This window comes from Dolichospermum sp. FACHB-1091, from assembly GCF_014697585.1.
Lineage (GTDB): Bacteria > Cyanobacteriota > Cyanobacteriia > Cyanobacteriales > Nostocaceae > Dolichospermum.
The window spans coordinates 104747-123550 of the sequence record NZ_JACJSB010000004.1; the positions used below are offsets into that span (position 1 = coordinate 104747).

The window sequence follows — 18804 nt, forward strand, 5'->3', positions numbered from 1 at the left end:
CCCAACATGATCATAAACAAGTAGGTTGGGTTGACATTAGGAAACCCAACATGATCATAAATAAGTAGGTTGGGTTGACATTAGGAAACCCAACATGATCAACAGATAAATAAGTAGGTTGGGTTGACATTAGGAAACCCAACATCAACATTTTCATTTTCACAACTTGTTGGGTTTCGCTGTCGCTTAACCCAACCTACAAATATATTACAATTATATGCTATGATAAAAATCAAGAAATTTAATAAATAATTATCCAGGGATTATGTCTGATTTTAATAACTACATCCAAGATTTACAAGAAAATAGCCAACGCGGTGGAGAACGCAGTCATTACCCCAGTCTAAAACGACTAATTGAAGGTTTAATGATTGGGATTAATGCCAGAATTGAAGAAAAAGGTAATCAAGCAGGAATACCAGATTTAACTATCAGAAAAAATGAGCGGATTTTAGGATATATAGAAGCTAAAGATATTCATGTTGATTTAGGTAAAATCCAAAAAACTGCACAAATTAAACGCTATTTAGAATCCAACATTGGTTACAATTTGATTTTAACTAATTATCTAGAATTTCATTGGTATGTAAACGGAGAATGTGAAAAAACTGCTAAATTAGCTGATTTAAAATCAGGTAAAATTATTCTGGTTAATGATTTACAACCAATTAGAGAATTACTACAATTATTTCTGAATCAAAAAGCCAAAGATATTAATAATTATTATGATTTGGCTAAAGAAATGGCCGCTTATACTAAAACCATTAGAAACGCAATTCAATCATCTTTAGAAATAGAAACAACCACAGAAGAATTAAATCTTCTACAAGAGACATTTAAAAAACTACTACTTTTAGATATAGATAATGATAAATTTGCAGATATGTACGCTCAAACTATCGCTTATGGGTTATTTACTGCAAAAATTGGTCATGCACAAAACCCTGGAGAATTTGCATTTAATCGCACAACAGCAAGTATTTATATTACTGATAAAATTCCTTTTTTAAAAGGTTTATTTGATTTAGTTTTAGGAACTAATAGCGTTAGTAAAATTCACAAATCAATTGAGAATTTAATAGAGTTATTTAACACAATAGACATGACCAATATTTTAGAAAACTTTGGTCAAGAAACCCGCACAGAAGATCCAGTTATTCACTTTTACGAAACATTTTTAGCCGCTTATGAATCTTCATTGAGAAAAAGTAGAGGAGTTTATTATACTCCTGAACCTGTAGTTAATTTTATTGTCCGTTCTGTTAATGATATTTTAGTTAATGAAGAAATTTTTGATTTAGAATATGGCTTAGGAAATCGCAAAGTCACAATTCTTGACCCCGCAACGGGAACAGGAACATTTTTATATGCAGTTATTAAACAAATTCGTGATAATGTTGCTAAATATGGTGTTGATAAATGGAATAGTTTTTTAAGAGACGCAAAACTTTTAAAGCGTTTATTTGGGTTTGAATTATTGATGACTCCCTATACCATAGCGCATTTAAAATTAGGTTTATTATTGGGAGATTTGGGTTATAAATTTGCACCAGCAGAAAGATTAAAAATTTATTTAACTAATGCTTTGGAAGCAGGAATAAAATCCGGGGAATTAATTCCCGGAATTACCCAAATTATCGCGGAAGAATCAAGTCAAGCAGCAAAGGTAAAAACGGAAATTTCTGTAACTGTAGTATTAGGAAATCCTCCTTATTCTGTCAGTTCACAAAATGCGAGTAAACGCAAAAGGGTCTTAAATCAAGATGAAAGATATTTAGCAGATATTGAATATACTGGTTCAGTTTGGAATCGGATTTATAAAACTGGAAAAGCGGGTAAAACTATCACGGAATTAACCCATATTGGGGAACTTTTAGAACTATATAAAGGTAGAGTCAGACTGGAAGGAGAAAAGAATATTCAACCTTTAGATGATGATTATATTAAATTTATTCGTTTTGCTCAATATCAAATTGAAAATAATGCTCAAAATGCGGGTATTATTGGTTTTATTACTAACCATTCCTATCTCAATGGTTTAATTCATCGAGGTATGAGGGAAGAATTATTAAAGTATTTTGATAGATTATATATCATGGATTTACATGGTAATTCCTTATTAAAAGAAACCACTCCAGAGGGAAATGTTGATCAAAATGTTTTTGATATTCAACAGGGTGTAGCGATTTTAATTGCTGTGCGCGAAAAAGATAAGCCTGATTATGGTTCTACTGCTTATAAATCCAGAGATGGTGTTAAGGAAATGGCTAAGGTGTTATATTATGATCTGTGGGGAAGACGTGAGGATAAATATAAGTTTTTAGAATCTGCAAGTTTAGATAATATTGATTGGATAGAAGTAAAACCTACTGAACCTAATTACTTTTTTGCACGGAAAAATCTTGATTATGAAGACGAATATCAAAGAGATTTGAGTATAACTGATATCTTTCCTATTTATGCTGCTGGTGTGAAAACTAGAAGAGATAATGTATGTGTTGACTATGATAGAGAAACTTTAATAAATCGTTTTCATGATATTTCTATAAATACTAATTTAGAAGAATTAAAACAAAAATACAATATCAAAGATACAGAATATTGGAGTTTAGAAAAAGCTAAGTTAGATATTAAACAAGATGAAATTGAATCAAAAATACTACTATATGCTTATAGACCATTTGATAATCGTTGGGTTTATTATAATCCTAAGATTATTGAAAGGGGAGATAGTCGTAAAGAATTAATGGGACATTTATTAAAAGGTAATAATATTGCGTTACTTTCCTGTCGTCAACAAGTTGAACCTGGTTTTTATCATATATTTTGTTCAGAAATTCTCACAGAACATTGTACTGTATCGTTAAAAAGTAGAGAAGCAACTTATGTTTTTCCTCTTTATATCTACCCAAATACAGAAAATAAACAAACAAATCTTTTTGTAGAAAAAACTCCTAACCTATCCCCAAAATTCTTAGAAGCTATCAAAGAAAAACTTGGTAAAATACCCACACCAGAACAAATCTTTTACTATGCTTATGCTATATTTCACAGTCCTACATACCGCACTAGATACGCTGGATTTCTGAAAATAGATTTTCCCCGTCTTCCCTTAACCAGTAATCAAAACCTATTTAATTCATTAGCTGTCAAAGGAGAAGAATTAGTTAACTTACATTTAATGAAATCCAATAAACTCAATAATTTAATGACAACCTATCAAACAATAGAAGATAATCAAGTTAGCGAAGTTACCTATAATTCAGAATTGCAAAGAGTATATATCAATAAACAGAGTTATTTTACCAATATTCCTCCACATATCTGGGAATTTAAAATTGGTGGATACCAAGTATTAGATAAATGGTTAAAAGACAGAAAAAACGCTAAACGAGAATTATCTACTGAAGAAATTAACCATTATCAAAAAATTGTTATCTCCTTAACAGAAACTTTCCGAATAATGCAGGAAATTGATAGAATTATTCCAGGTTTTCCGATCATCTAAATATGTTGGGTTTCCTTGCGTCAACCCAACCTACAATTTTATTAACTAAACCTGGATTAAATAGCATAAACATTAATTCCCTATTTACATTGCAAACCCAAAATATATCCCATTTCTCCCTCTTCCCTGATAGCGCTAAAATAATATTAGGAAATAATATTACGCCAGAACAATTAGTAATTCCCCTTGTACCCACTCCGACAACAATGTTTGGACCCCGTGCAGCTTGTTTATTATCACCAACAGGACCATTATGGGTAGCAGATACAGGACATCATCGTTTATTGGGGTGGCAAAATTTACCCACAAAAGACCATCAACCTGCGGACTGGGTAATAGGACAACCTGACTTTTTTCATGAAGGACAAAATGCAAAAAATACACCAGGAAAATCTACATTTAGTGTACCTACGGGTATTTGTAAATGTGGTCATGGTTTAGCCGTTGCAGATGCTTGGAATCATCGTATTTTAATCTGGTATAATATTCCAAAAGATAGTCATATTCCCGCAGATTTAGTATTAGGACAAACTAACTTTATTGATAATAAACCAAATCGAGGACACCAACAACCCGCAGCTAATACTCTCCATTGGCCTTACGGTATTTTCTATTATCAAGGTAAGTTATTTGTAGCTGATACCGGAAATCGTCGGTTATTAATTTGGAATCAATTACCCACAGAAAATGGTCAACCTGCGGATATAGTTTTGGGACAACCAGATATGATATCGCGCAATGAAAATGGAGGTGGTTCTCCCACTGCTGCTAGTATGCGTTGGTGTCATGATATCACGATGTGGGATGATAATTTAGTTGTTACTGATGCAGGTAATAACAGGGTGATGATTTGGCCAGGAATACCAACAGAAAATAATACTCCTTGTGCGGTGATTTTAGGACAAAAAAACTTTAATTTTGTTGAATTAAATCAAGGGGTTTATTTTCCTAGTGCTAGTAGTTTAAGTATGCCTTATGGAGTAGATATTTGGGGAGATTATTTAATGGTAGCTGACACGGCTAATTCGCGTTTAGTAGGATGGAAAAAACGAGAATCTATTCTATTATTACAGGGTGCTGATGCTGATTTTGTCATTGGGCAAGATAACTTTACAAATAAAAGTGAAAATCGCAATTTTGGACTACCAACGCGACAAAGTTTAAATTGGTGTTATGGAGTTAAGGTTTGTGGAGAAGTTGCGGTAATTGCTGATTCTGGGAATAATCGCGTTTTGATTTGGAAGTTTTGATTATCTCACGCAAAGGCGCAAAGACGCAAAGGAAGGAAGGCTGATTCTGGGAATAATCGCGTTTTGATTTGGAAGTTTTGATTATCTCACGCAAAGTCGCAAAGACGCAAAGGAAGGAAGGCTGATTCTGGGAATAATCGCGTTTTGATTTGGAAGTTTTGATTATCTCACGCAAAGTCGCAAAGACGCAAAGGAAGGAAGGCTGATTCTGGGAATAATCGCGTTTTGATTTGGAAGTTTTGATTATCTCACGCAAAGTCGCAAAGACGCAAAGGAAGGAAGGCTGATTCTGGGAATAATCGCGTTTTGATTTGGAAGTTTTGATTATCTCACGCAAAGTCGCAAAGACGCAAAGGAAGGAAGGCTGATTCTGGGAATAATCGCGTTTTGATTTGGAAGTTTTGATTATCTCACGCAAAGTCGCAAAGACGCAAAGGAAGGAAGAATGAGAATAGAGGAAATTAGGGTTTGTGGGATTGTACAAGGTGTGGGTTTTCGTCCTACTGTTTATCGTTTAGCTAATATGTTAGGTTTGAAAGGTGAGGTTTTTAATGATGGAAAAGGGGTGTTGATTCGTGTTTCTGGTAGTGAGGAAATAATCACGGATTTTGTGAATAAATTATATCAAGAATGTCCGCCTTTGGCAAGGATTAATCAGGTGGTTAGAGGTCTATATTGGGGAGAATTTAATTTTGATGATTTTGTGATTTCTCCAAGTGTTAATGGTGTGATAAAAACTCAAGTTTCTCCTGACGCTGCAAGTTGTCCCCAATGTCAAAGGGAAATTTTTGATCCTTTTAGTCGTTATTTTCGCTATCCTTTTACTAATTGTACTCATTGTGGTCCAAGGTTAACTATTATTCGCGCTATTCCTTACGATAGGGATAATACGAGTATGGCGAATTTTCCAATGTGTAAGGAATGTGAAAGGGAATATGAAGATGTGGAAAATCGTCGTTTTCATGCTCAACCTGTGGCTTGTTTTGTATGCGGACCTCGTGCATGGTTAGAAAGGGCTGACGGTAAACCTGTGATATCTGATATGTTCTCAATGTTGGATGATTTGGATGCTGTTTGTACTTTATTACAAAAGGGTGAAATTGTTGCTATTAAAGGTTTAGGTGGTTTTCATTTGGCTTGTGATGCTACTTTAGAAAATGCAGTTCAAAAACTCAGAAATCGTAAACATAGATATCATAAACCTTTGGCTTTAATGGCTAGAGATATGAATATTATTTCTGAATATTGCTATATTAATGATTTAGAAAAAGAATTATTAACAAGTTCGGCTGCACCTATTGTTTTATTAAAAATTAAAGATAATCATCAATTAGCTTCTTCTATAGCGCCCGGACAAAATACTCTGGGTTTTATGTTACCTTATACGCCTTTACATCATTTAATTCTCAGAAGAATGAAAGTACCAATAGTTTTAACTAGTGCTAATATTTCTGATGAACCACAATGTATAAATAATGAAGAGGCTAAAGATAAATTATCGAAAATAGCTGATTATTTTCTATTACATAATCGAGATATTGTTAATAGGGTAGATGATTCTGTAGTTAGAGTTATTGACAATAAAATTCAAACCCTCAGACGTGCTAGGGGATATGCACCAGCACCAATTATTTTACCACCGGGATTTGAAAAAATACCGCCTATTTTAGCCATGGGTAGTGAGTTGAAAAATACCTTTTGTTTATTAAGAGAAGGTGAGGCGATTTTATCACAACATTTAGGAGATTTAGAAAATGCGTCCGCGTTTAATGCTTATCAAGAAACATTGAATTTATATCTAAATTTGTTTGAACATAAGCCAGAAATAATTGCTATTGATAAACATCCAGAATACTTATCATCTAAACTTGGTAAACAACTAGCAACGGTTAATCATATTAAATTAGCAGAAATTCAACATCATCACGCCCATATAGCCGCTTGTATGGCAGAAAATCAAATTTCTTTAGATACAAAACCGATTTTAGGAATAGCCTTTGATGGTTTAGGATATGGAGAAGACGGTACATTATGGGGAGGAGAATTTTTATTAGCAGATTATCAAAGTTTTCAAAGATTAGCAACATTTAAACCTATGCCCATGATAGGAGGAAAACAGGCAATTTATCAACCTTGGAGAAATACCTATTCTCAATTAATTAATGCTTTTAGTTGGCAAGAAATACCAGAAAAATACAGGGATTTAGCAATAATCAAATTTTTAGAACATAAAAACCCTAAACTACTCAACCAAATCATAGAAAAAGGTATTAATTCACCCTTAACATCGTCAGTAGGCAGATTATTTGATGCAGTTGCAGCGGCCATAGGTATTTGTCCAGAACAATGCAGCTATGAAGGACAAGCAGCCATAGAAATGGAAGCAATAGCTGATACCAATATTTTAAACAATGATAAAGAAACTCTAAATTATTCCTTTAAATTGGAAAAATCAGCTAATATATATTATATAGATACATCCCCGACATGGCGAGAAATTTTGAATGATATAAAACAGCACATTTCATCATCAGAAATAGCTGCAAAATTCCATCAAAGTTTAGCTATAACCACCGTCAAAATAGTTAAACAATTGAAACAAGAAAATCAATTTAATCAAGTAGTATTAACAGGAGGAGTATTTCAGAACCAAATTTTATTACAACAGGTAAAAATGCAATTAGAAAAATTAGAAATTAACGTATTAACTCATAGTATAGTACCAACAAATGATGGAGGATTATCACTAGGACAAAGTGTAATTGCAGCCGCTAAATACTTAAAAGAAACGCTATAAAAACCTCCGTTGTCTCCGCGCCTCTGCGTGAGATAAATCTTAAAAAAAGGAAAACTAAAATGTGTTTAGGAATACCCGGACAAATAACAGAAATAACCAACAGAGAACACAAACTAGCCACAGTTAATATTGGAGGAGTGAAAAGAGAAATAAACATAGCCTGTATAGTTGACCAACAACACCCACCAGAAGCTTGTATAGGAGATTGGGTATTAGTTCATGTTGGTTTTGCCATGAACAGAATCAACGAACAAGAAGCAGCAGAAACATTAAAAATATTACAAGAAATAGCCCAATCTTATACTTAAAATCTCCTTTATTTCTTTGCGTCTTTGCACCTTTGCGCCTTTGCGCGAAACAAAAATTATGAAATATGTAGACGAATTTCGCAACCCCGAAAAAGCCCAAGCTTTACAACAAGAAATAACCAAACTCAGCCAACAAATAAATAGACATTTAAAAATCATGGAAGTATGTGGAGGACATACCCATTCTATTTTTAAATATGGAATCGAAGAAATATTACCCGATAATATAGAATTAATTCATGGTCCTGGTTGTCCAGTTTGTGTGATGCCTAAAGGTAGAATAGAAGATGCGATCGCACTGTGTCAACTACCCAACATCATATTTACCACATTTGGCGACGCAATGCGTGTACCTGGTGCAAAAACCAGCCTTTTGCAAGCTAAAGCCCAAGGTGCGGATATTCGCATGATTTACTCACCTTTAGATAGCCTGAAAATAGCCAAAGAAAACCCCCATAAAGAAATAGTATTTTTCGGTTTAGGCTTTGAAACCACCGCCCCCAGCACTGCATTTACCATACTTCAAGCAGCCGCAGAAAATATCACTAATTTTAGTATGTTTTCTAATCATGTATTAGTAATTCCCGCCTTGCAAGCATTATTAGAAAATCCCGATTTACAACTTGATGGTTTTATTGGTCCTGGTCATGTAAGTATGGTCATAGGCACAGAACCTTATGAATTTATTACCCAACAATATCATAAACCAATTGTTATTTCTGGCTTTGAACCATTAGATATCTTCCAATCAATTTGGATGTTATTAAAACAAATAGTAGAAAATCGTTGTCAAGTTGAAAATCAATATAATCGTTTAGTAGAAACTAGAGGAAATCAAAACGCATTAACAGCCATGAATCAAGTTTTTACAGTGCGAGAAAAATTTGCATGGCGAGGTTTAGGAGAAATCCCCAATTCCGGTTTCAAAATTCGCCCAGAATATGCCCAATTTGATGCTGAAGTTAAATTTACAATTCCGAATTTAAAAATAGCAGATCATAAAGCTTGTCAATGTGGAGAAATTCTCAAAGGAGTTTTAAAACCTTGGCAATGTCAAGTATTTGGAACAGCTTGTACACCAGAAACACCCATAGGAACTTGTATGGTTTCTTCTGAAGGTGCTTGTGCAGCATATTACAAATATGGGCGACTGTCAACCATGGCAAAAAGAGATAAATCAGGTGTATCGTCCGAACCTATATCAGTCTAAATTGCACAATTTGAGGAAAATTATATGCCTTTTGTCACTGTTCAAATTGGTAAGGGTCACTCCATAGAAAAAAAGCGTAAACTAGCCCAAGCTGTCACTGAAGCTTTAGTTTCTGCACTAGGAACAAAGCCCGAATGGATAACTATTCATATTGATGAATTTGAACGGGATAATTGGGCGGTTGGAGGGGTTTTACACTCTGATAAACACGCTGGTAGACATGAAGAAACTGGCAGATAATTAATTAATAATGACAGGCAAGATGCCTGTCCCACAACAAAAAATATAATTACAAATAATTACAAAGCAATTTTAAAAATGACAATTAACTCTCATCAAAATCCACTTTTCCAAAAAATTGAGCAAGTCCGTCGTCGTCAAGGAAAGATAAGAGATACTCACATTAACTTATCCCATGGTAGCGGTGGTAAAGCCATGAGAGATTTAATCGCCGATATCTTTGTTAAAAGTTTTGATAATCCCATTTTATCCCAATTAGAAGACCAAGCCACATTTGATTTACTTAGTCTTTCTCAACATGGAAAACGATTAGCATTTACTACAGATTCCTATGTAGTAGATCCTTTATTTTTTCCTGGTTCAGACATAGGAGAATTAGCAATTAATGGTACAATTAATGATTTAGCCGTGAGTGGTGCAAAACCTTTATATCTGACTTGTAGCATGATTTTAGAAGAAGGTTTACCCATAGAAATATTAAGAAAAGTTGTAGCTAGTATGCAGAAAGCAGCGGAAAAAGCTGGAGTGCAAATAGTCACAGGAGACACCAAAGTTGTTAATAGAGGTTGTGCCGATAAATTATTTATAAATACTGCCGGCATTGGCATAATTCCCCCAAACATTGACATTTCTCCTCGCAACATTCAACCGGGAGACGTAGTAATTATTAATGGAGAAATAGGAAATCATGGCACAGCAATATTAATTGCCAGAGGAGAATTAGCATTAGAAACAGACATAGAAAGTGATTGTCAACCACTGCATGAATTAGTCGCCGAAATTATTAAAATTTGTCCCCAAATTCACGCCATGCGAGACGCAACCAGAGGAGGTTTAGCCACAGTCTTAAATGAATTTGCCCTCACTTCTAACTTAGGAATACGCATTCATGAAAATGCAATTCCCATTAAAGAAGAAGTAAATGGAGTATGTGAAATCTTAGGTTTAGAACCCTTATATTTAGCCAACGAAGGAAAATTAGTCATAGTTGCACCTCCAGAAAAAGCCGATTTGATTTTAGCAACAATGAAAAACCACCCCACAGGAAAACAAGCATCTATTATAGGTGAAATAATTCCCCACCCACCAGGAATAGTCTTTTTAAAAACCGCCTTTGGTGCAGAAAGAATCATAGATATGCTAGTAGGTGATCAACTGCCCAGAATATGTTAAAATCTATAGTAGGTTGGGTTGACGAAGGAAACCCAACATTTCCGACATTTTTGCGGTTTTGTTGGGTTGCGCTGTCGCTTAACCCAACCTACAAATTCTATCATCAACACAGAAGTCGGGTATCTTGTGCATGAATTAGTGATATAATCATATACAATACTTATTTGTTACCAGAATATGTTAAAACACCTCACAATTACAGAAGCACAACAGCAAATTTTACATTTGCCAGATGATGTACAACAAGAGCCAATAATTATTACCAAACATGGTAAACCAGTTATGGCGGCTATTAGTTTTGAGCAATATGAATCTTTATTAGAAACTTTAGCAATTTTATTTGATCAAGAATTTAACCAACAATTACAAGAAAGTATAGCTCAAGCACACAGGGGAGAAACTATTAGTTGGCATGATGCAAAACTCAAACTCGGACTTTGAAAAACCACAAACTGATAATATTGAATTTGAAATTCAGTTAACGCCTTTAGCATTGGAGATGTTAACAAATATTAAAGATAAACGTCACCAAAAAGCTCTAATTTCACGAATTGATAAACTAAAAATAGAACCTGAAAAGCAGGGAAAACCTTTAACTGGACAACTAATAAATTATCGTAGTCTTAGGGCTGTAGGGCAACGCTACCGTATAGTTTATCAAGTGGAAAATGATAAGGTAGTTGTTTTAGTAGTTGGCATAGGTTTAAGAAAGGAAGGTAATAAGGAAGATATTTATAATCTTTTGCAGAAATTATTATAGCAGTTCCCATGCTCGTGAGATACAAAGTTTTTTAGTTTTAGGGAACAGGAAATAAATTGATGTGTACTTCATTATACTCCTTGTCTGTAACGGCTCAACTGTCACCTAATATGCACGAACTCGGAATAACTCAAAATATCATTGCCATAGTCACCGAAAATGCCCAAGGTAAAAAAGTCCAAAGAGTATTATTAGAAGTTGGTAAATTATCGGCTATTATGCCAGATGCAATTAAATTTTGTTTTGATATTTGCGCCCAAGGTACAATAGTTGAAGGGGCAAGATTAGAAATTTTGGAAATACCAGGAATGGCTAAATGTCGTGAATGTGGTACAAATTTTTATGTCGAAAAACCTTTTGGTATTTGTGAATGTGGTAGTATTAAATTAGATATAATAGCTGGTGAAGAACTAAAAATTAAAGAAATTGAAGTGGAGGATTTATGTGTGTAAATTGCGGATGTTCTGGTGATAATCAAACAACAATTACAAATATGGAAAATGAACACCATCATACTCATACTTTAGCAGATGGAACTGTAATTACTCATTCTCATCATCATGAGGAAACAACCCAAATTCATGCTCAAATTCATAATACAACCATATCTTTAGAACAAGAAATATTAGGTAAAAATAACCTATTAGCTGCCCAAAATCGCGGCTGGTTTAAAGGTCGAAATATTCTGGCTTTAAATTTAATGAGTTCTCCCGGTGCAGGTAAAACTACTTTATTAACTCGCACTATTAATGATTTAAAAAATACACTAACTATCAGCGTTATTGAAGGTGATCAAGAAACTACAAATGATGCGGAAAAAATTAAATCCACTGGTTGTCAAGTGGTACAAATTAACACGAGTACAGGCTGTCATTTAGATGCTTCCATGATAGAAAAAGGGCTGCAAGAATTGAATCCGCCCCTTAATTCTGTGGTGATGATTGAAAATGTCGGAAATTTGGTTTGTCCGGCTTTGTTTGACTTGGGAGAAGCGGCTAAGGTGGTAATTTTATCGGTGACGGAAGGAGAAGATAAACCTATTAAATACCCTTATATGTTTCGCAGTAGTGATATTATGATTTTAACGAAAATTGATTTATTACCTTATATCAATTTTGATGTTCAGCGCTGTATTGAATATGCTAAACAGGTGAATCCCAAAATCCAAGTTTTCCAAGTTTCTGCTACTACTGGGGAAGGTTTGGAAGATTGGTATGGGTGGTTAAGTCAAAAGGTGAATAATTCAGTTGATTTGATTTCTGTGTAAATTCAGTAAAAAATACCTAACTATTGACAAGATTAGGTATTTTTTATTATGGACTTTTTCAGTATATATAAATATTATACTAAATTCTTCAAGGAAAATAATTTAATTAGATGATGATTTTTTAGAAGTAATTACTTCTATCGGACGTAAAACCTGGTTATCTAATTCAAATCCTTGACGCACTACTTTAGTAATTGTTTGTTCTTCTATATCATCTTTGATTTCTCTATCTACTACTCGACAAAATTCAAAATTTGGTTGACTTTCTGTAAAAATAATTGACTTTACTCCTCTTTTTTCTAACATACCTAATAATTTTTTCTCAATACTTGCTAATGATTTAGGTAAACGTTGTAATCCACTTTCTTTAATTTCTGGATTTTCTGCTAAAACAAAACGTAATGTTTCTAAAGCGTCAAATATTTCTAATGTTTCTAAATACAGTTGTTCATTACTTGCTTGATGTTCCTTTTCTTGTTCGCGCAAATTTTGTCTTAATGTATATTCAGTTTTCAGCAAGGTACTAATTACCTGTTTTAATTGTTCACGTTCTTCTGAACTTATTTGATAGTTAATCATAGTTTGTTATCTTTATTTGGGTTTGTGTTTTATCAATTGGATAATTTAGCCATTTGAATTGGAGATTGGGAAAATAGAATTTGTCCTATTTTTTTATCACTTTCAGAAATATTTTTTAGTTCCAATATCTCCTTATCTATATTATCTATTTCTGGTAATAAATCTAAATTTTCTGGAAGGTTTTCTAATTCAGATAAATCTGTTTTTTGAAAACGCTGTACTAATGGTAATATCTCCCTTAAATAATCAGCAATAATTCTTTCTTGGGGATTTAATAGACTTTTATGAGCTTGAGAAATGACGTTTATGGGATATTTTTTTTGTACCAGTGCCATTTTCATAGCTTTAGTAATCTCTGTATTGGAAGCAGAAGGAGAAATATTTAAAACTTGATAGGGATTAGGGTTTGGTAGGTTATTATTCATGATTTTTTAGTTGGGTTTAATTTGATTGTTGATTACTGATAAATGAGCGTCTGTAGTATTGGATATTAAAAACGAACACCTAAAAGATATCTAATCTCTCTAACTCTGGGATCATCAGGAGATAATTGATAAGCCCAATTGCATAATTTGATAACATCATCATGATATAATGAGTTGTTTTTGATGCCATTTAGTAAAATATCTATACAAAGATCAGTAACCATCAAACGCACTTCAGAATAACGGGATCTTTTAGCAGCTTGCACAGCACCATCAAAATTATTATTCTTAATCATATTAAATACGTCTTCTTTTTCTATAATTGATTCTGTTTTTTCAATTAAATCCAAAACTACAGAATTATTAGCATCTATTTGTTTGATTTCTTGAAATTTTCTTAATGCTTGTCGTAAAGCAATTTTTTCAGTTACTATTTCTTCTCTTACCTCTTCTGCTTTCATTTCTGCTAAATAACTTTTAGCATTTTGACTGTTTAGCAAATCAACCCATAATTTAGCAAATTGTAAATGTTCTGATAAATTTTTGATTTGATTACGCTTTTTGTTGAAAATATTATCTAAACTTTCAATCCATTCATTGTTAAATACAATTAGGTGACGAGCTTGCTTTAAAATTTCTCCCGCTTGTTCCCAACTATCATTATTTTTTAATAAATAGCAACCCTCATGATAACATAGCCATGAGTGGGCATATTTTTCTATTTCTAAATAAGGTTGATTATTAGGTTTGATTTTAATTGCTCTTTCCATATCTCCTTGTAAACAAGCTGCTATGGCTAAACCCCAATTAGTATATAATGCTTGACATAATTGCTCATTATAAATAACTGACTTTAAATAATTCTGTAAAGAATTATTACTGAAATACTTAGCACCAGCAGGAGAAACTAACAAATTATTGAACATAAGACTTGATTTTTTTGATGGTTTTTCTGCAAGATTAATTAATTTCCAATAAGCATTTTCTCGACGGTATAAATCTCTTAAATGTAGGTATTCTGATAAATCTGTTTCTTTAATGTCTTCAATTCTATTTTCTAAAATTTGTTGAACTTTAGTGACAACTTCTGTAAAATTGATTTTATGATAATCTAACCAAATGATATTCTTCCAAACAGGATTATTATAAATATTGGTGAGAAAAATTGACCAAGCGGTAATTAATTCTCTCAATTTACTAGGATCAATTTGACTGTAATAATAGGTGGAAATCGCCCAATTATGTAAAGACACAATATCTTTTTTATTTCTCCATTCCTGTTCACATTCTCGCGCTAATTTTTCCCAGTCGTTTTGCTTCCATTTTTCTCCTATTATTGCAGGTTCAATGTGATTATTTAAGTTGTTCAATACAATACTTTCATCACCATATTGTTGTAAAAATTCTAAACTGACTTTTTTTGCTTCTAGTAACTCCCCCATTGTCACTAAATTTTCAATTGTTTTAATTATTACCATTTTTTGTCTTTTTACTAAATCTAATAATAGTTTTCTTTGTTCTTCTACAACCTCACTCGGAAATTTTCTCCATTCATTATCTGCTGTAGTAAAATCACCTTGTTGTGCATAAATATAACCGCGCAGATAAGCTGCTGTAGAATTATTAATATTTGTCAGATTAGATAAAACTCGTTGATATTTTTGATTTTTAATTTCAATAATATTTAATCTAGTCCAACATTTTTCTAAATGTGGTAAAATTAACAATGCTTCTTGATATTTAGATTTTGCAGTTTCTAAATCATGATTTTTTTCTGCTAATAAACCCGCATGAAAACAAATTTTACCATTCTCCACATTCTGTAATTTTTCTAAAAATTGCTTACCATCATAGCGAGGAAATTTACTCACAATAGGTTGAATTAATTTAATGGCTTTTTGAAACTCTCCCCCTTGTGCTAATTTATTAGCTTGGATTAAATATTGTTCATATTTTTCTTCATAGTTAATTCTTGACTCACAAGCTTGAATAGGTTCTACTAGAGTAGGATAATCGAATAGTTTCTTGGCTTCAGTAAATTTTTCTAAAGATTGTTTATAAAACATTTGGTTTCCAGCTTCTTGTCCTTGTTTAACTAATAACTGGAAGTTATTTCTTTTCTCAATCTCTGCTTGAATTTTACTAATTTTACTTAATACTATTTCACTATAATTAAAATTTCGAGATTGTTGATATATAGTTAATGCTTGTGCTAATAAATTAGTATCAAAAGGATTATTTTTATCTTGATTTAAGATAGTATCTGCATCTGTGATAAATTTTTCAACTTGCTTAATTTGAAGTTGCCATTTTTTTTGTTTTTGTTGTACATCTTTTAAGAGATTATCTAATTTACGTTCACGTAACTTTTGTTCTAAAAAATTTGGAGATTTTGACCAACGTTCCAGAATCTTCACAGTAATATCTACCGCTGCTTGTAAATTCTTTTTATTAGCTAAATTATCTGCTTGTTTAGCTTGTTTCTCTGACCATGTAATTTGTTCTAAAATATCAACAACACCAACACCAAATATTAATTTACTGACAGAATTGATCATTTTATTCATTGTTTATTCCTGATTTTGATAAGATGCACAAACTTATTAAATATCCAGTAAGTTAATAGATTTACTTAAAGATATTGCTAAACACAAAGAAAATAACAAACGACACAATAAATAGTAATATTTGCTGATTAGATATAGAACTAGATTCAGATTCTCTATTTTCTTCTCTATTTTCAGATATAGTTGGTTCTAAATCTGGTAAAACTGGAATAATTACAGATTCTAAAGAGTTAGTTTTATCTACTTCAGGTAATTCCTCCAACATTCTTAAAGGAGAAAGATCGGTTTCACAATTAGGACAAATTGATTCTACAATTTCTTGGCGATCGCACACTGGACAACTGAGTTTTTTATTCATAATTTTCTCTTTCTATTATTAATGTGAATTGATTTTAATTAATTTTGTGGTGCGGGCATCTTGCCCACCAATTTATCAAGTGCTACAATTGAGCAATCAACTATTATTTAGTCAAACCTGTAGCAATATTCATGGTTGGTAAATCTTGTCCTAAATAATGTTGTAATTCAGGAATTATTTCCGATAAAATTCTCTCAGCTTCACTACCATTACCACGTTCCATTGCATCTAGCATTTGTCCGAATTTCATACTTAATACTTTAGCTGCACTGGGGTTAATCTGATTAGCACGCGCTACACCTTCCCTACAGGCTAGAATTAAATTGACAATCTCTGGTAAGTTTCTACTTTCTTTGTTACCATCTTCTACTAATTTTTGAATTGCTGATAAATTGTTAGTTCTGACTGCTGTTTCTAATTCCTCAATTAATCGTCTTAATCTGATTTTTTGATCATCGGTAAGATATTGATCACACACTTCTACAATAAATCTAAAATCCACAATTAAACTATTAGCTAAATGATAATCGTCAGAACTAAAAGCCTTTAATTCCTGTAATTTAGCTTCTGCAATTGCTTGTCTATCACTTTGAATTATACCGTTTCTATCGCTAATTTGGTTAGCAGCCGTTACCACAGTACCAGCAATTTCATAAACTTTATTTACACCTTTCTCTGTTAATGCTCCCTCCTCATTCAAATCATTAATTAACTGTTCTACTTCTTTAGAAATACCTTCATCTCTATCACCTCTAGAAAATGAATGACTAACTTTTACAGCAGGATCATTTTTTAAAGCAGCAGTAATTTGTAAAGATCCATTATTCTCATCTAATTCAGCAGTAACCAATAGTTCCGTACCTTTAGGATAAGGTTTATGCAAAGCTAACCACATACCACCAATATATTCTTCTGATCGTTTCTTTTCTAAATCTTCCCTCACTTGATCAGGACTAAAAAATTTAAAGTGAATTAAACCTTGTCCATCAGCTTCAGTTTTAAAAGTGTGAGAAGTTGTCACAGGTAAATTTTCATTTCTGTGAATAATTATATGACGTGGTTCGTCTACTAATTCTATACAATAATCTCTAGAAACTGTCGAAGTTTTATCTACTAAACCAGCAGCAACAATAGCAGCACCTTCAGCTACAGCATACATTGGACGGGGATGAACTACTACTTTTTCTACACCAAATACTTGTTTAACCTGACGTTGTACATAAGGAATTTGGGAAGAACCACCCACCAATAAAACCACATCAACTAAATCTAATTCAAACCCTGATTCTCTTACCGCTACTTGACAGATATTAATAGAACGCTCTACCATTGGAGCAATCATTTTTTCAAATTGTTCTCTACTCAAAGTAACATCAATATAGACCGTCATTCCCAAATCATCAATTAAGGGAGTAGAAGGAATAATATTTACAGAATCTTTTTTACTTAATTGAATTTTTGCCTGTTCTACCGCAATTTTCAAATCACCTAAAAAGCGAACTTTCTGATAATGCGGCATTTTTTGAATTAAACTATCTATATGTCCTAAACCTTCTTTCTCAGCTACTTGTAATTTCACATAATCCATGATTTGATGATCAATATCATCACCACCTAACCATAAATCTCCTGCTTTTCCTGACTCAATAAAATCCTTTCCTGTTGAAGTAATAATTGAAGAATCAAATGTACCTCCACCAAAGTCATAAACCAAAATAGTTTTCACATCATCACTATCTGGTTTAAAACCATAGGAAATAGCGGACGCAGTTGGTTCTGGTAATAATTCTGGTTTTGCTAATCCCGCTTTAATTGCTGCTCTTTGAGTAGCGTATCTTTGTTTATCATTAAAATAAGCAGGAATCGTAATTACAGCTTGATTAATAGTACCAGTTTGTCCCATTTGCTGCTGATATTTTTGGGCATTTTCTACCACTTTTTTGAGAATTTCTGCGGAAATATCCTCTGGTTCGTACTCTTTCCCATCCAGATGTACCGCTAAACTATTTTCTGTACCACTACTTAATTTAGTAACTTTATAAGCAAATTTAGATAATTGTTGTTGTACAACCTCATCACCAAACCCTCTACCCATTAAACGCTTAATAGAAATAATCACATTTTCAGGATCTGCACGTAATTGATTATAAGCAGTATCACCAACAATAATTTTTCCTTGATCACACGCAACTACGGATTTCGTTAACTTTTTATCTGGTTGAGTATTACCATCAGCTGTTACTACTTCCAATTCAGCCAACTTAAAAGCAGCTACAGAGTTAGTAGTACCCAAATCAATACCAACAAAATTACCCATGTTTATACCTGACAACGTTAATTTTCTACATTATTGCACTTTTTT

The 18804-nt window shown here is 32.8% G+C and carries 16 protein-coding genes; 11 read left to right on the forward strand and 5 right to left on the reverse strand.

The window, feature by feature from the left end; all coding sequences use genetic code 11:
• Positions 1-265 precede the first annotated feature (265 nt).
• The 11 genes from H6G25_RS03860 (at position 266) to hypB (ending at position 12513) form a co-directional block, all read left to right on the forward strand.
• On the forward strand, positions 266-3508 hold the full coding sequence (locus H6G25_RS03860) for a type ISP restriction/modification enzyme (protein WP_190391329.1): 3243 nt from the start codon (positions 266-268) through the stop codon (positions 3506-3508).
• Positions 3509-3597: 89 nt separating this feature from the next.
• Positions 3598-4758, forward strand: a complete 1161-nt coding sequence (locus tag H6G25_RS03865; protein ID WP_190391330.1) for a hypothetical protein — start codon at positions 3598-3600, stop codon at positions 4756-4758.
• A gap of 445 nt (positions 4759-5203) precedes the next feature.
• Positions 5204-7555 (forward strand): carbamoyltransferase HypF, encoded by a 2352-nt coding sequence (hypF, locus tag H6G25_RS03870; RefSeq protein WP_190391331.1) that lies wholly within the window; start codon positions 5204-5206, stop codon positions 7553-7555.
• A 59-nt stretch (positions 7556-7614) separates the two neighbouring features.
• Positions 7615-7863 carry a HypC/HybG/HupF family hydrogenase formation chaperone gene (locus H6G25_RS03875; protein ID WP_190391332.1) on the forward strand — a complete coding sequence of 83 codons (249 nt, stop codon included), beginning with the start codon at positions 7615-7617 and terminating at the stop codon, positions 7861-7863.
• A 58-nt stretch (positions 7864-7921) separates the two neighbouring features.
• Positions 7922-9073 (forward strand): hydrogenase formation protein HypD, encoded by a 1152-nt coding sequence (gene hypD, locus H6G25_RS03880; RefSeq protein WP_190391333.1) that lies wholly within the window; start codon positions 7922-7924, stop codon positions 9071-9073.
• A gap of 24 nt (positions 9074-9097) precedes the next feature.
• Positions 9098-9313 carry a 4-oxalocrotonate tautomerase family protein gene (locus H6G25_RS03885; RefSeq protein ID WP_028089727.1) on the forward strand — a complete coding sequence of 72 codons (216 nt, stop codon included), beginning with the start codon at positions 9098-9100 and terminating at the stop codon, positions 9311-9313.
• Positions 9314-9391: 78 nt separating this feature from the next.
• Positions 9392-10486: a hydrogenase expression/formation protein HypE gene (gene hypE, locus H6G25_RS03890; RefSeq protein ID WP_190391334.1), complete on the forward strand. Its 1095-nt coding sequence runs from the start codon at positions 9392-9394 to the stop codon at positions 10484-10486.
• 177 nt (positions 10487-10663) lie between these two features.
• Positions 10664-10927 carry a type II toxin-antitoxin system Phd/YefM family antitoxin gene (locus H6G25_RS03895; RefSeq protein WP_137909070.1) on the forward strand — a complete coding sequence of 88 codons (264 nt, stop codon included), beginning with the start codon at positions 10664-10666 and terminating at the stop codon, positions 10925-10927.
• Entirely contained in the window at positions 10899-11246 is a 348-nt protein-coding gene (locus H6G25_RS03900) for a type II toxin-antitoxin system RelE/ParE family toxin (protein ID WP_231395417.1), read from the forward strand. Before H6G25_RS03895 ends, H6G25_RS03900 begins: the two co-directional genes overlap by 29 nt.
• 110 nt (positions 11247-11356) lie before the next feature.
• Complete coding sequence (gene hypA, locus H6G25_RS03905; RefSeq protein ID WP_190391424.1) at positions 11357-11698, forward strand: hydrogenase maturation nickel metallochaperone HypA; 342 nt, start codon at positions 11357-11359, stop codon at positions 11696-11698.
• A complete protein-coding gene (hypB, locus tag H6G25_RS03910; RefSeq protein WP_190391335.1) occupies positions 11689-12513 on the forward strand; it encodes a hydrogenase nickel incorporation protein HypB in 825 nt (274 codons plus the stop codon). The genes hypA and hypB overlap by 10 nt, the downstream gene beginning before the upstream one ends.
• A gap of 102 nt (positions 12514-12615) precedes the next feature.
• Here the strand turns inward: hypB and grpE are convergent, their stop codons facing one another.
• The 5 genes from grpE to H6G25_RS03935 form a co-directional block, all read right to left on the reverse strand.
• Positions 12616-13092, reverse strand: coding sequence for a nucleotide exchange factor GrpE (gene grpE / locus H6G25_RS03915; protein ID WP_190391336.1), 477 nt, complete (start codon positions 13090-13092; stop codon positions 12616-12618).
• A gap of 32 nt (positions 13093-13124) precedes the next feature.
• Entirely contained in the window at positions 13125-13517 is a 393-nt protein-coding gene (locus H6G25_RS03920) for a molecular chaperone DnaJ (RefSeq protein ID WP_190391337.1), read from the reverse strand.
• A gap of 65 nt (positions 13518-13582) precedes the next feature.
• Positions 13583-16084: a hypothetical protein gene (locus tag H6G25_RS03925; RefSeq protein WP_190391338.1), complete on the reverse strand. Its 2502-nt coding sequence runs from the start codon at positions 16082-16084 to the stop codon at positions 13583-13585.
• A gap of 61 nt (positions 16085-16145) precedes the next feature.
• Complete coding sequence (locus H6G25_RS03930) at positions 16146-16442, reverse strand: hypothetical protein (protein ID WP_190391339.1); 297 nt, start codon at positions 16440-16442, stop codon at positions 16146-16148.
• A gap of 103 nt (positions 16443-16545) precedes the next feature.
• Entirely contained in the window at positions 16546-18759 is a 2214-nt protein-coding gene (locus tag H6G25_RS03935) for an Hsp70 family protein (protein WP_190391340.1), read from the reverse strand.
• Between the last annotated feature and the right edge of the window lie 45 nt (positions 18760-18804).

What these genes read in the sequence shown, in the direction of transcription:
- H6G25_RS03860 (WP_190391329.1), top strand. Translation starts at nt 266, where the DNA reads ATGTCTGATTTTAATAACTACATCCAAGATTTACAAGAAAATAGCCAA.
- hypF (WP_190391331.1), top strand. Translation starts at nt 5,204, where the DNA reads ATGAGAATAGAGGAAATTAGGGTTTGTGGGATTGTACAAGGTGTGGGT.
- H6G25_RS03875 (WP_190391332.1), top strand. Translation starts at nt 7,615, where the DNA reads ATGTGTTTAGGAATACCCGGACAAATAACAGAAATAACCAACAGAGAA.
- hypD (WP_190391333.1), top strand. Translation starts at nt 7,922, where the DNA reads ATGAAATATGTAGACGAATTTCGCAACCCCGAAAAAGCCCAAGCTTTA.
- H6G25_RS03885 (WP_028089727.1), top strand. Translation starts at nt 9,098, where the DNA reads ATGCCTTTTGTCACTGTTCAAATTGGTAAGGGTCACTCCATAGAAAAA.
- hypE (WP_190391334.1), top strand. Translation starts at nt 9,392, where the DNA reads ATGACAATTAACTCTCATCAAAATCCACTTTTCCAAAAAATTGAGCAA.
- H6G25_RS03895 (WP_137909070.1), top strand. Translation starts at nt 10,664, where the DNA reads ATGTTAAAACACCTCACAATTACAGAAGCACAACAGCAAATTTTACAT.
- H6G25_RS03900 (WP_231395417.1), top strand. Translation starts at nt 10,899, where the DNA reads ATGATGCAAAACTCAAACTCGGACTTTGAAAAACCACAAACTGATAAT.
- hypA (WP_190391424.1), top strand. Translation starts at nt 11,357, where the DNA reads ATGCACGAACTCGGAATAACTCAAAATATCATTGCCATAGTCACCGAA.
- hypB (WP_190391335.1), top strand. Translation starts at nt 11,689, where the DNA reads ATGTGTGTAAATTGCGGATGTTCTGGTGATAATCAAACAACAATTACA.
- grpE (WP_190391336.1), bottom strand. Translation starts at nt 13,092, where the DNA reads ATGATTAACTATCAAATAAGTTCAGAAGAACGTGAACAATTAAAACAG.
- H6G25_RS03920 (WP_190391337.1), bottom strand. Translation starts at nt 13,517, where the DNA reads ATGAATAATAACCTACCAAACCCTAATCCCTATCAAGTTTTAAATATT.
- H6G25_RS03925 (WP_190391338.1), bottom strand. Translation starts at nt 16,084, where the DNA reads ATGAATAAAATGATCAATTCTGTCAGTAAATTAATATTTGGTGTTGGT.
- H6G25_RS03930 (WP_190391339.1), bottom strand. Translation starts at nt 16,442, where the DNA reads ATGAATAAAAAACTCAGTTGTCCAGTGTGCGATCGCCAAGAAATTGTA.
- H6G25_RS03935 (WP_190391340.1), bottom strand. Translation starts at nt 18,759, where the DNA reads ATGGGTAATTTTGTTGGTATTGATTTGGGTACTACTAACTCTGTAGCT.